Source organism: Pseudomonas kulmbachensis (assembly GCF_963681935.1).
In the GTDB taxonomy this organism is placed as follows: Bacteria; Pseudomonadota; Gammaproteobacteria; order Pseudomonadales; family Pseudomonadaceae; genus Aquipseudomonas; species Aquipseudomonas kulmbachensis.
On sequence record NZ_OY817088.1, the window covers coordinates 1566675 to 1579817 of the forward strand.

12 protein-coding genes are annotated in these 13143 nt (G+C 58.5%); 6 read left to right on the forward strand and 6 right to left on the reverse strand.

Annotated features, from left to right (window positions below):
- Nucleotides 1–254 precede the first annotated feature (254 nt).
- Nucleotides 255–1718, forward strand: a complete 1464-nt coding sequence (locus U5A05_RS07305; protein ID WP_261741453.1) for a glyceraldehyde-3-phosphate dehydrogenase — start codon at nucleotides 255–257, stop codon at nucleotides 1716–1718.
- A 165-nt stretch (nucleotides 1719–1883) separates the two neighbouring features.
- Here the strand turns inward: U5A05_RS07305 and tcuC are convergent, their stop codons facing one another.
- Nucleotides 1884–3182, reverse strand: a complete 1299-nt coding sequence (gene tcuC / locus U5A05_RS07310) for an MFS transporter (protein ID WP_261741454.1) — start codon at nucleotides 3180–3182, stop codon at nucleotides 1884–1886.
- A 155-nt stretch (nucleotides 3183–3337) separates the two neighbouring features.
- Entirely contained in the window at nucleotides 3338–3901 is a 564-nt protein-coding gene (locus U5A05_RS07315) for a chalcone isomerase family protein (protein ID WP_321836029.1), read from the reverse strand.
- A 236-nt stretch (nucleotides 3902–4137) separates the two neighbouring features.
- Here U5A05_RS07315 and sthA point away from each other — a divergent pair, with 236 nt between their 5' ends.
- Nucleotides 4138–5532: a Si-specific NAD(P)(+) transhydrogenase gene (sthA, locus tag U5A05_RS07320; RefSeq protein WP_261741456.1), complete on the forward strand. Its 1395-nt coding sequence runs from the start codon at nucleotides 4138–4140 to the stop codon at nucleotides 5530–5532.
- 42 nt (nucleotides 5533–5574) lie between these two features.
- Here the strand turns inward: sthA and U5A05_RS07325 are convergent, their stop codons facing one another.
- Nucleotides 5575–6297 carry a glycerophosphodiester phosphodiesterase gene (locus U5A05_RS07325; protein ID WP_261741457.1) on the reverse strand — a complete coding sequence of 241 codons (723 nt, stop codon included), beginning with the start codon at nucleotides 6295–6297 and terminating at the stop codon, nucleotides 5575–5577.
- A 15-nt stretch (nucleotides 6298–6312) separates the two neighbouring features.
- A complete protein-coding gene (locus U5A05_RS07330; protein ID WP_261741458.1) occupies nucleotides 6313–6918 on the reverse strand; it encodes a PilZ domain-containing protein in 606 nt (201 codons plus the stop codon).
- Between the two features lie 94 nt (nucleotides 6919–7012).
- On the opposite strand from U5A05_RS07330, the gene U5A05_RS07335 reads away from it, so the two are divergent.
- From U5A05_RS07335 to U5A05_RS07345, 3 genes are all read left to right on the forward strand, one after another.
- Nucleotides 7013–8263: a lipoprotein-releasing ABC transporter permease subunit gene (locus U5A05_RS07335; protein WP_261741459.1), complete on the forward strand. Its 1251-nt coding sequence runs from the start codon at nucleotides 7013–7015 to the stop codon at nucleotides 8261–8263.
- Nucleotides 8264–8270: 7 nt separating this feature from the next.
- The gene (lolD, locus tag U5A05_RS07340) at nucleotides 8271–8954 is read left to right on the forward strand and encodes a lipoprotein-releasing ABC transporter ATP-binding protein LolD (protein WP_261742393.1); all 684 of its coding nucleotides are present in this window, start codon (nucleotides 8271–8273) and stop codon (nucleotides 8952–8954) included.
- A gap of 63 nt (nucleotides 8955–9017) precedes the next feature.
- Nucleotides 9018–10262, forward strand: a complete 1245-nt coding sequence (locus U5A05_RS07345) for a lipoprotein-releasing ABC transporter permease subunit (RefSeq protein ID WP_261741460.1) — start codon at nucleotides 9018–9020, stop codon at nucleotides 10260–10262.
- Between the two features lie 112 nt (nucleotides 10263–10374).
- Here the strand turns inward: U5A05_RS07345 and U5A05_RS07350 are convergent, their stop codons facing one another.
- A complete protein-coding gene (locus U5A05_RS07350) occupies nucleotides 10375–11724 on the reverse strand; it encodes a heavy metal sensor histidine kinase (RefSeq protein ID WP_321836030.1) in 1350 nt (449 codons plus the stop codon).
- Nucleotides 11724–12404, reverse strand: a complete 681-nt coding sequence (locus U5A05_RS07355) for a heavy metal response regulator transcription factor (RefSeq protein WP_321836031.1) — start codon at nucleotides 12402–12404, stop codon at nucleotides 11724–11726. The genes U5A05_RS07350 and U5A05_RS07355 overlap by 1 nt, the downstream gene beginning before the upstream one ends.
- Before the next feature lie 150 nt (nucleotides 12405–12554).
- Between U5A05_RS07355 and copI the strand changes: the two genes are divergently transcribed.
- A complete protein-coding gene (gene copI, locus U5A05_RS07360) occupies nucleotides 12555–13091 on the forward strand; it encodes a copper-resistant cuproprotein CopI (protein WP_321836032.1) in 537 nt (178 codons plus the stop codon).
- The last annotated feature ends 52 nt before the right edge of the window (nucleotides 13092–13143 follow it).

The following is a 13143-nucleotide window of genomic DNA, read 5'->3' on the forward strand; positions in this document are numbered from 1 at the left end:
TCGGCAATTGTAGCGGGCCAAAGGGCTGGCTGTCAGTTGCAGTGTTCAAGCAGGTGCAAATCAGCGCGAGATAGCGGGCATGGGGGTGCCGGCGGGGCTACTCAGGGGGTGAAGGTCAATTAACGGGTGAATGTTAGAAAAATTTTCGCCAATATTTGTTGGTGCTTAATCGTTTCAGTAACTGAGTATGACAGGCGTGCATTGCCCCTGCAGGGGCGCAGCGGCATAATGTAGCCCCTTTTTTCAGCCCCTACATGTGGAAGGTTCCCGTGACTCAGAAGCCCGACCAGTGTCTTGGTGAATGGATCGACCGTGAAGCACTCGCAGAAGCGATGATTCCGCTTATCGGTCAGCTTTACCGCAATAACAATGTGGTTAGCTCGATCTATGGCCGCAGCCTGATCAACCGTTCAGTCATTGCGATTCTCAAGGCTCACCGCTTTGCTCGCCATCGTCAGTCCGATGACATCGAATTGTCCGTGCACGAAACTTTCCCGCTGCTCAAGGCAATGAGCGAGCTTAAGCTCGGCGCTGCTTCGGTAGACCTGGGCAAGCTGGCCGTGAAGTTCAAGGCCGAAGGCAATGGCCGCACGGCTGAGCAGTTTGTGCGCGATGAACTGGCCGATGTAGTAGGTCAGCAAAACGCTTCTGCACGTAAAGGCACCGACGTTGTGCTGTACGGCTTCGGTCGTATCGGCCGTCTGCTGGCGCGCATCCTGATCGAAAAAACCGGTGGTGGCGACGGCCTGCGCCTGCGTGCCATCGTTGTGCGCAAAGGCGCCGACAACGATCTGGTCAAGCGTGCAAGCCTGCTGCGTCGTGACTCGGTACATGGCCCGTTCGATGGCACCATCGTTGTCGATGAAGCCAACAACACCATCACCGCCAACGGCAACCTGATCCAGGTGATCTACGCGAAGAACCCTACCGAGGTGGATTACACCCAGTACGGTATCAAGAACGCGCTGCTGGTGGACAACACCGGCGTATGGCGTGACGCAGACGGCCTGGGTCAGCACTTGCAGTGCCCTGGTATCGACCGCGTGGTGTTGACCGCACCTGGTAAAGGCAAGCTGAAGAACATCGTTCACGGCATCAACCACGGCGAAATCACCGCAGACGACAAGATCGTTTCGGCGGCATCCTGCACCACCAACGCCATCGTGCCGGTGCTCAAGGCTGTCAACGACAAGTTCGGCATCGTAAACGGTCACGTTGAAACGGTTCACTCGTACACCAACGACCAGAACCTGATCGACAACTTCCACAAGGGCGATCGCCGTGGCCGTAGCGCCGCGCTGAACATGGTTATCACCGAGACCGGTGCTGCCACCGCTGCTGCCAAGGCATTGCCTGAACTGGCCGGCAAGCTGACCGGTAACGCGATCCGCGTTCCGACGCCAAACGTGTCGATGGCCATCCTCAACCTGAACCTTGAGAAGCCGGCTACCCGTGAAGAAATGAACGAGTACCTGCGTCACATGGCGCTGCACTCCGATCTGCACAAGCAAATCGACTTCGTGAGCTCGCAGGAAGTGGTTTCCACTGACTTCGTAGGTTCGCGTCACGCCGGTGTGGTAGATGCTGAAGCCACTATCTGCAATGACAACCGCGTTGTGCTGTACGTGTGGTACGACAACGAATTCGGTTACAGCTGCCAGGTAGTACGCGTGATGGAAGACATGGCCGGGGTTAACCCGCCTGCGTTCCCACGCTAAGCGCTCGCCGCAACTGAAAACGCCCCGATTTGTCGGGGCGTTTTTTTTGTGCAGAAAAAACGTGTGGGAGCGGGCTTGCTCGCGATTGGATCACCGCAGCGTTTTAGTGAAGCCGCATCGCCTGCATCGCGAGCAAGCCCGCTCCCACAGGTTGTGTGAAGCCTTTTAGCCGTTACTTGGCACCGCCGATTGCGCCGTACGTAACTGGTGCTGATTGCCACGGAACAGCACCACGGTTGCAATCAACCCCAGTATTGCCGCGCCGGTCAGCCACAGGCCGGGGGCGGCCTTGTTGTCCAGGACGTGGATCAGGTAGGTGCAAGCCGCCGGGGTAAAGCCGCCGAAGGTCGCAGTCGCGAGGCTGTAGGCCAGCGAGAAACCTGTGGTGCGCACTTCAATCGGCATGATTTCGGTCAGGGCTACGACCATCGCGCCGTTGTACGAGCCATACAGGAACGACAACCACAGTTCGACGATCAGCAGGTGACTGAAACTCGGGTTGGCTACCAGCCATGACAGCGCTGGATAGGCGGTCAGGATCGCCAGAATGGTGGCGCCCAGCAGCAGCGGTTTGCGACCGATCTTGTCAGACAGTGCGCCCATGACTGGCAACCAGAAGAAGTTCGACAGGCCAATGCACACGGTCACCAGCAAGGCATCCAGATCTGACAGGTGCAGTTCTGCCTTGCCGAAGGTCGGGGTGTAGGCGGTAATCAGGTAGAACGACACGGTGGTCATCACTACCAGGGCCATGCCGCCCAGTACCAAGCCAAAGTTCTGACCGATAGAACGCACGATTTCCCGCAGGGTAGGGTGATGTTTGCGAGCCTCGAACTCTGGGGTTTCTTCCATTGAGCGACGGATCACAAAGATCACCGGCACGATCATGCAGCCCAGCAGAAACGGAATGCGCCAGCCCCATTCACCCATTTCTTCAGGGCTCAGCCAGTGGTTGAGGCCAACCCCGAGCAAGCCGGCAAACACCACGGCCGCTTGTTGGCTAGCAGACTGCCAGCTGACGAAGAAACCCTTGCGTCCGGGTGTGGCGATTTCCGCCAGGTACACCGACACGCCGCCCAGTTCCACGCCTGCCGAAAAGCCTTGCAACAAGCGCCCGACCAATACCAGCAACGGCGCTGCAACGCCCAAGGTGGCATAGCCCGGTACGCAGGCGATCAGCACGGTGCCCATGGCCATCAGTGCGAGAGTAATGATCAGGCCTTTGCGGCGACCATGACGGTCGATGTAGGCGCCGAGAAAGATCGCACCTAGTGGGCGCATCAGGAAACCGGCACCGAAGGTCGCGAGGGCGAGCATTAATGAGGCGAAAGCGCTGTCGCTTGGAAAGAAGGTTTTGGCAATGGCCGTGGCGTAAAAGCCAAAGACCATAAAGTCGAACATCTCTAGGAAGTTACCGCTGACAACGCGAAAAATCGCCTTGCCTTTGCCCGTACTGGAGGCCATCTGAAATCACCTGCTCTTATCTGTTTTTATGCGCAATCCATGTTTTTACTCGTCCACACTGCAAGCTCAAGGCATGCGCCATGGTGCAAAACAGTTTTGTAACAATATGTGTATCGAGAATTGTAGGCAACATTTGTTGCTGCTACACGGGCGGGTCAGGGGCTTTGTGCTAATAAATTCAGGCGAAGGTTTTCGGGCAGGCCTTCGGGTGCGAGCCAGATCCCCAGGTAGATCTTGGCCAGTTCTTGATTCTGGCTGTTGAAAATCACCGCGCCATTGCGCTCGATGTTCAATCCGCGTTGCGGGTCGTAGTCCAGGGCATAGCGGTCGCCACGTTTGATGTCGCCGAAGCTGGCTTGCAGTTTTTTTAATGGGCCGTCGAGACTGGCCAGGATGGCTGCTGATTGCTGGCGCTTGAGGATAGTGGCGGATGCTTTGGTGATATCACCGTGATTCAGGTCGCGCAGATAAAACAGCTCAATGCGCAAGTCGAGCTGTTCGTTAAAGGCCTGTTGCGGGGTGATGCCTGGTTGGGTGAACAGGGCGGCGGCGTAGATGTCGGCCCACAAATACGTCAGTACGATCTGGCCTTTGCGTTCCATGACTTGCGAGCCGTCTGTCCAGTGATCTGGAAAATTGGCTTCTTTTAATCGAGCAGGCTCGGCGGCCACGCCGGTGGTGCTGTAGATCAGCAAAAGTACGATCAACATCTGGCGCATGATGGGTGGCTCTGATCGATTGAAATGTAGCCCGCGGCAGCGGCTACACAAGAGTGAAGCTCAATCGCCTATGTAGTGAATACAAAAATAGCCAACGACCAGACCAAGGGTTAATGTTCGCGGCGTTCAGGCTTCTATAGACTGTGCCCCACGTTTTGATCCTTCATGGCGCTGGCCGCGACATGATTTAGCCGCAGGTGCCCACAGGGTGCCACGGCCTGTTCTGAGGAGTACGCATGGCTGTCTACAACTACGACGTAGTGGTACTGGGTTCCGGCCCGGCAGGAGAAGGTGCGGCAATGAACGCCGCAAAAGCAGGGCGCAAGGTAGCGATGGTCGATAGCCGACGTCAGGTCGGTGGCAACTGCACGCACTTGGGCACTATCCCGTCCAAAGCCCTGCGTCACTCGGTCCGCCAGATCATGCAGTTCAACACCAATCCGATGTTTCGGGCCATTGGTGAGCCGCGCTGGTTCTCGTTCCCGGACGTACTGAAAAGCGCAGAAAAAGTTATCTCCAAGCAGGTCGCTTCCCGCACGGGCTACTACGCACGTAACCGTATCGACCTGTTCTTCGGCACCGGCAGCTTTACCGACGAGCAAACTATCGAAGTGGTCTGCGCCAATGGCGTGGTTGAAACCTTGATGGCCAAGCAAGTCATCGTTGCTACCGGCTCGCGTCCATATCGCCCGGCCGATATCGATTTTAGCCACTCGCGCATCTACGATAGCGACACCATCCTCAGCCTGGGCCACACCCCGCGCAAGCTGATCGTTTACGGTGCTGGCGTGATCGGTTGTGAATACGCGTCGATCTTCAGTGGTCTGGGGGTTTTGGTTGAGCTGGTGGATAACCGCGAGCAACTGCTGAGCTTCCTCGACTCCGAGATCTCGCAAGCGCTGAGCTACCACTTCAGCAACAACAACATCACCGTGCGCCACAACGAAGAGTACGAGCGGGTTGAAGGCGTTGAAAACGGCGTGATCCTGCACCTCAAATCCGGCAAGAAGATCAAGGCCGACGCCTTGCTCTGGTGCAATGGCCGTACCGGCAATACCGATCAGCTGGGCCTGGAAAACATTGGCATCAAGGCCAACGGCCGTGGCCAGGTTACGGTTGATGAGAATTACCGCACCACAGTGCCGAACATCTATGCCGCAGGCGATGTGATCGGCTGGCCAAGCCTGGCCAGTGCCGCGCATGACCAGGGGCGTTCGGCGGCGGGCAGCATCGTTGATAATGGCAGCTGGCGCTTCGTCAATGACGTGCCAACCGGGATCTACACCATTCCGGAGATCAGCTCGATCGGCAAGAATGAGCAAGAGCTGACCCAGGCCAAGGTGCCGTATGAAGTGGGCAAGGCGTTCTTCAAGAGCATGGCGCGGGCGCAGATTGCCGGTGAGCCTCAGGGCATGCTGAAAATCCTGTTCCACCGTGAAACCCTGCAAGTGCTGGGCGTTCACTGCTTCGGTTATCAGGCGTCGGAGATTGTGCACATCGGTCAGGCGATCATGAACCAGCCGGGTGAACTCAATACCTTGAAGTACTTCGTTAACACCACGTTCAACTACCCGACCATGGCTGAAGCCTATCGGGTAGCTGCTTACGATGGTCTAAACCGGCTTTTTTAAGCGGCTCCGGCCGGTGGCCTGAGCCGGCCGGGGAGACCGATTTCAGCCATTCCCAAGGGTGGCAGTGGCCAAACCGGGAAAGTCTGTAATCAGGCTATCTACGCCGAAGTCGGCGAGCCTGCGCATCAGCGCAGGCTCGTTGACTGTCCATACCGACACATGCAAGCCCTGGCGCTGTGCCTTCTCAAGGCGTTCAGGCGTGCAAAGTGTCCAGTTCAGCGCCAACATCTCGCAGCCATAGCTCTGGGCGACCTTGATCGGGTCGAGCCAGGCGTATTCGGCTACCAGTCCGCGTGACAGATCCGGGGTCAACTCCAGCGCAGCCTTGAGCACTTCGCGAGAACTGGATGTGACGGTGACCTTGTCCAGGATGCCGTGACGTACCGCCATTTCACGAATCGCCAGCACGGTAGTGGCTGCGCGGGTGCGTGAGGCGCTTTTGACTTCCAGCTGCCAGTGCTCGAAGTTGCATTTCTCAAACAGTTCTTCAAGACGCGGGATCGGGCACGGATGCATCCAGCCCGGGCCGCCCTTGCGTGCGTCATAGGTCACCAGATCGGCAGCGGTTTGTTCGATCACCTTGCCGCGCCGGTCCGTGGTGCGTTTGAGCGTCGGGTCGTGGATTACCATCAGCTCGCCATCCTTGGACAGATGCAGGTCGAGCTCACAGCGACGAACGCCATGCTTGAGGCATTGCTCAAAGCTGGCAAGGGTGTTTTCCGGTGCTTCGCCTTTGGCGCCGCGGTGGCCATAAATCAGGGTCACAATTGCTCCTTGTAATTAGTGCTCACGGCCCGGTGCTTGCTCGGCCGCAGATTCGTGTTGTTCGCGGGCCAGGCGGCGTGCCTGTGCCTGTTTTTGCAAAATATAGCGCGCCAACAGCTGGCGTTGCGTATCGGTGATGGATTCAAACTCAGTGTCTATTTTGTAACCGGCACCCTGTGCCAGGCATTCGCTGACGCGGGCGCGCAGTAGCAAACCCAGGGCTTGTGGCATCAATACCAGCTTGATCGACAGGTGGCTGCCCGCCGGGTAGGCGTGCGGGTGATGAAACGCGATACCGGCTTCGGACAGCTGTACTGGCTGCGGCTCGCCGATTTTGCCCAGCACGGTTTGTGCGACGATCTGGCTGAGCAGTTCGACGCGTTTATTCAGGGTTTTAAGGTAGCTGGAAAGTGCACGATCACGCTCGCTGATCTGGCGCAGCAGGTGTTGGGACTCGAATTCGCTCAGGTGCAACTCACTGAGTAAATTGAACAACGGCGACGCATCCTGCAACACTTCGCTGCTCGCGGCTTCGGGGGCCGACAGCGGGGTTATTTCCAGTGCGATCAGATCCTCGATACGGTAGTATTCGCGGCGATCTGCGTCATTTAATGTCGACATGGCGAACCCGTGATGGCGGCTGTGGTCTGAGTGTAAAGCTGCTTATCAGGCCCCGCCACAAGGACGTCTTCTTTTCCCTCGAACAAGCCCCGACATGTTCAGACCTCTCTCTTTATTTATCGGCACGCGTTATACCCGTGCAAAGCGCCGCAATCATTTTGTGTCGTTCATTTCTCTGACTTCAATGATCGGACTCGCCCTCGGCGTGGTCGTGATGATTGTGGTGCTGTCGGTGATGAACGGCTTCGATCATGAGATGCGCACCCGTGTGCTGGGCATGGTGCCCCACGCGACTATCGTCGGCGATCAACCGATCAGCGACTGGCAAAGCCTGGCCGCCAAGGTCAAGCAAAACCCGAAGGTGGAGGCGGTTGCGCCGTTCACCCAGATGCAGGGTTTGCTGACCAATGACGGCAATGTGCAGAAGGTACTGCTCAATGCCATCGACCCGGCGCAGGAGCGCAATGTGTCGATCATCGATCAGTTTATGCAGCAGGGGCAGCTCGATTCGCTGACTCCGGGCAGCTTCGGCATCATCATTGGCGACAAGGCGGCGAAAAAACTCGGCGTGGCCGTTGGTGACAAGCTGACCTTTGTTGCGCCGGAAGTCACCGTGACCCCGGCAGGCATGTTCCCGCGCATGAAGCGCTTCACCGTGCAGGGCATTTTCCATGTCGGCGCCGGTGAGATTGACGGTTATCTAGGTATCACCAACCTGCAGGATCTGGCGCGTTTGCAGCGCTGGAAACCCGATCAGGTGCAGGGCCTGCGGCTCAAGTTCGATGATCTGTTCGAGGCCCCGCGCACCGCATGGGAAATCGCCCAGCAGTTGGGTGAAAACCAGTATTACGCCCGTGACTGGACCCGTACCCACGGCAATCTGTACCAGGCCATTCGCATGGAAAAAGCCATGATCGGCCTGCTGCTGTTGCTGATTGTGGCCGTGGCCGCGTTCAACATCATTTCCACGCTGGTGATGGTGGTCAATGACAAGAAAGGTGACATCGCCATCCTGCGCACCCTGGGTGCAACGCCGGGCACAATCATGGCGACCTTTATGGTGCAGGGCACGGTGATCGGTGTGGTCGGAACCGCGATCGGGGCTGTGGTCGGAATGTTTGCCGCACTTAATGTCAGCGCCGCGATCTCGGCCCTGGAAGGTCTGATCGGGCACAAGTTTCTCAATGCCGACGTGTATTTCATCGACTACCTGCCGTCGCAATTGCAGGCGCAGGACGTGTTGATGGTGTGCGGTGCGGCATTGGTTCTGAGTTTCCTCGCGACCTTGTACCCGGCCTGGCGTGCTGCGCGCACCCAGCCTGCGCAGGCGCTTCGTTATGAGTGAGTTGGGCATGAAAGAACAAGCAGTGTTGAGTTGCCGCAACCTGGGCAAGTCCTATGAGGAAGGCCCGGAATCAGTGGTTGTACTGTCGGGCCTGCAGCTTGAGCTGCATCCCGGTGAGCGGGTAGCGATTGTCGGCACCTCGGGCTCGGGCAAAAGTACCCTGCTCAATATGCTCGGCGGCCTTGATACCCCGACTACCGGCAGCGTCTGGCTGGCCGGTGAAGAGCTGTCAGCGCTGGGCGAAAAGGCCCGTGGCCTGTTGCGTAATCGTTCGTTGGGTTTCGTTTACCAGTTCCACCACTTGCTGCCCGAGTTCACTGCGCTGGAAAACGTCTGCATGCCGCTGTTGATCGGCAAGACGGCGATTCCCGAGGCGCGTGAGCGTGCCACTGCATTGTTGACCCGGGTAGGTCTGGGCCATCGCCTGGAGCACAAACCGTCGGAGCTGTCGGGCGGCGAGCGCCAGCGTGTGGCAATTGCCCGAGCACTGGTCAACAAGCCGGGGCTGGTGATGCTCGACGAGCCCACCGGCAACCTCGATTCGCACACCGCCCAAGGCATTCAGGATCTGATGCTGGAGCTCAGCACGTCGATGCGCACTGCGTTCCTGGTGGTGACGCACGACATGAATCTGGCCCGCCAAATGGACCGCGTGTTGCACCTCCAGGAAGGTTGCCTGACCGCGATCTGATCGGCCAGAACCCGGCGCCTGCCAGCAGGTGTCGGGTCTTTAATTTTTATACGGTGCCCGCGAATGTTCAGACCGTTATCGATTTTCATCGGCACGCGCTATACCCGCGCCAAGCGCCGCAATCGTTTTGTTTCGTTTATCTCCATGACCTCGATGATCGGCCTCGCCCTGGGCGTGCTGGCGATGATCGTGGTGTTGTCGGTGATGAACGGTTTTCAGCGTGAAATGAGTAATCGCATCCTCGGTATGGTGCCGCACGCGACCATCGTTGGGGTAAAACCGATTGATGACTGGCGCCCGGTAGCCGATGCCGCGATGAAAAATCCTGAAGTCACGGCAGCTGTGCCCTTCACCGAGCTGGACGGCATGCTGTCCTTCAAGGGGTTGATGCAGCCGATCCAGATCAGCGGTATTGACCCGGCTCAGGAAGGCAAGGTGTCGATCGTGACCCAGCATATTGCGCAGGGCAGTCTCGAAGACCTGAAACCGGGTGAGTTCGGTGTGGTGCTGGGTGATATTACAGCGCGGCGTTTTCGCCTGGCGGTCGGTGACAAGATCACTTTGATCGTGCCCGAGGCCAGTACTGCGCCGGGCGGGATCACCCCGCGTTTACAGCGTTTGAACGTGGTGGGCATCTTCAAGGTCGGGGCTGAGCTGGATGGCACCATGGGCCTGATCCATATGGCCGATGCTGCTGCCATTCAACACTGGGAGCCGAATCAGGTGCAAAGCGTGCGCCTGGCGGTCAAGGACCTGTACGCGGCGCCGCAGGTTTCGCAGCAGGTGGCAGCGGGCCTGGGGGATGGTTACAAGGCGGACGACTGGACCCACACCCAGGGCAGTCTGTTCAGTGCCATGAAAATGGAAAAAACCATGATTGGTCTGTTGCTGCTGATGATCGTTGCCGTGGCGGCGTTTAACATCATCGCCACACTGATCATGGTGGTGAACGACAAGGGCGCGGATATCGCAATTTTGCGCACCATTGGCGCTACACCGCGCCAGATCATGGCGATTTTTATGGTCCAGGGTACGGTGATCGGCATCGTCGGCACCTTGATTGGTGGCGTGCTGGGGGTGATTGCGGCGTTGAATGTCAGTGAGCTGGTGGGTTGGATGGAGCGGGTTTCCGGGCAGCACATCTTCAGTTCCGACGTGTATTTCGTCAGCAATCTGCCGTCAGAGTTGCAAGGCGGTGATGTGGCGTTGATCTGTGGCGCGGGCTTTGTGCTGAGCTTTTTGGCCACGCTGTACCCCGCGTACCGTGCAGCCAAAATCCAGCCGGCCCATGCGCTGCGCTATTCCTGATTGGATTCGCCGTTATGTGTGGGAGCGGGCTTGCTCGCGATTGGATCACTGCGGTTAGCATGACAGACCGCAGCGCCTGTATCGCGAGCAAGCCCGCTCCCACGCGAGAAGGTCAGGCAGGCAACTCAATTACAAACCGTGTGATCCCTTCCTGCGACTCACAGCGAATCTGCCCACCATGGGCACGAATGATCGACTGGGTGATCGCCAGCCCCAGCCCCGCATGCTCGCTACTGCCTTCACGGCGCGCCGGGTCTGCCCGATAGAACCGGTCAAACAGGCGCGGTAGCAACTCGGCGGGTATCCCGTCGCCAGTGTTCTCGATGCTGATGCGTACCCCGGTCGTTGATTGGCCAATCAGGACCTTGATCGCACCCCCGTTTGGCGTATAGCGCAGTGCGTTATCCAGCAGGTTGGAGAGGGCGCGGCGCAGCATGCTTCGATCACCTGCCAGGTGCGCGCTGCCTTCGCGGCTCAGCCCTATCTGCGAGTCTTCGGCCAATAGCGCATAAAATTCCAGCAGCGCCTCCACTTCATGACTGAGGTCCAGCGGCTCGCGGCGCGGCGTAAGCAAGCCATGGTCGGCCTTGGCCAGATACAACATATCGTTGACCAGCTGGGCCATCCATTGCAGTTCCTCGAGGTTGCTGTGCAGTGCCTCGCGATACTCTTCAATGCCCCGTGGGCGGGTCAGGGTGACTTGAGTGTGGGTCAGCAAGTTGGATAGCGGAGTGCGCAACTCATGCGCGATATCGGCGGAGAACGCCGACAATCGCTGAAATGATTCGTCCAGCCGTTCAAGCATGGCATTGAAGGCAGTGGCCAGGTCCGCCAGTTCGCTGGGCATTTGTTCCTGGGGCAAGCGGGCGTTGAGCGAGTCAGCCGAAACACTGGCTGCAATCGCGCTCATGCGACGCAAGGGGCGCAGGCCGCTACGTGCTGCCCAGGCGCCGAGAATTGCCGTAGCCAGCGCTGAGAGGCCGACAGTCATCCAGATCAGGCGTTGCATGCGCTGCAGAAAGTGCTGGTGGTGGGTGATGTCCAGCAACAGCGTCAGATGCGGGGCGTTTGGGTTGTCGTTCTGCGGCACCAGCACGCGGTAATCGGTGCCATTGATTTGCAGGCTGCCCAGGCCCGGCCGGGTTTCAAGGTCAAGTGGCAGGCGCGGTGAGCTGTCAAACCACAGGTGCCCGTCCGGGCCGCGCACCCGCACTGCAAGATCCGGCTGGTGGGTCAGGTCCTGTTGCAGTGCCGGCAGGCGCAGGGTGAAGCGCTCCAGGGTGTCTGCTCCTTGCAGCGTGCTGCGCAAGACGGCGAGGCGGCTTTCCATCAGTTGCTGATCGAGCTCGACAAAATGTACTTCGCTGGCCCGTCCGAACAGCACCCCGGCAAACAGCGATACCACCGCAGTGCAGCCTGCAAACAACAGTGCCAGGCGGCTGCTCAGGGACAGCCGGCGCATCAACTGCTGCGCTCTTCGAGTACGTAGCCCATGCCGCGGACGGTGTGGATCAACTTCTGCTCATGGCTGTCGTCGATTTTCAGGCGCAGGCGGCGGATCGCGACTTCGATGACGTTGGTGTCACTATCAAAGTTCATGTCCCACACCTGCGAGGCAATCAGGGACTTGGGCAGCACCTCGCCTTGGCGGCGCAGCAGCAGTTCCAGCAGGGAGAACTCCTTTGCGGTGAGGTCTATGCGCTGGCCGTTGCGTTCTGCGCGGCGGCGGATCAGGTCCAGACGCAGATCGGCCAGTTGCAGGCTGGTTTCCTGCGGTGTATTGCTGCCGCGACGCAGCAGGCTGCGCACCCGCGCCAGCAGTTCGGAAAACGCGAACGGCTTGACCAGATAGTCGTCGGCCCCCAGTTCCAGCCCGTGGACGCGGTCGTCGACGGCATCGCGCGCGGTCAAGAACAGCACCGGCATGGTCAGCCCTGCGCTGCGTACCGATTGCAGGATTTGCCAACCATCGCGACCGGGCAACATGACGTCGAGAATCAGCAGCGAGTAGTCGCCGGTCAGTGCCAAGTGTTGCCCGGTAATACCGTCGGCAGCCAGTTCGGCGGTGAACCCGGCCTCGCTCAAGCCCTGACGCAAGTACTGGCCGGTTTTAACCTGGTCTTCGACAATCAGCAGTTTCATGGTCGACTCATCGTAAAAATTAACCTCAGCCTTATACCTTGGCTCTCGTTATGTAGGGTCAAGCTGACAAAGTTGTAATCTTACGGTCAGTTGAATGCCAGTACCGGGATTTTAAAGTGGTGATATGACTTTTGGTTTCTGGGAGCAAGTATGACCGTACGTATCCGTTTGTCGCTCGCGGCCTGTTTATTGGCTTTGGGTTTGCCGGTGATGGCCTCGCCTGCCGGCCATTATGATTTCGGCCAGCCTGCGCCAGCCGCCAGTGCCACGCGTACGGTGGAGGTGGACATGACCGACATGGCTTTCACGCCAAAGTCACTGGAGGTGAAAGCCGGTGAGACCGTACGTTTTGTACTGGTTAATAATGGGCAGTTGCTGCACGAATTCAACCTGGGCAATGCGGCGATGCACGCGGCGCACCAGAAGGAAATGCTCGAAATGCAGCAAAGCGGCATGCTCACGCCGACCGGCGTGGGGCGCGGGGCCATGGATCACTCGGCAATGGGCCACGGTTCGATGGAGATGCCCGGCATGAAGCACGACGACCCTAACAGTGTGCTGGTGGAGCCGGGTAAAACCGCTGAACTGACCTGGACTTTCAGCAAGGCCGACAACCTGGAATTTGCCTGTAATGTGCCCGGTCACTACCAGGCGGGTATGGTCGGCAAGGTAAAAGTGGCGCCTTAAAACGCCCTGGTCGTCAGTGAACGCTGAAAGCCTGGCTTAAACCCGATAGAAT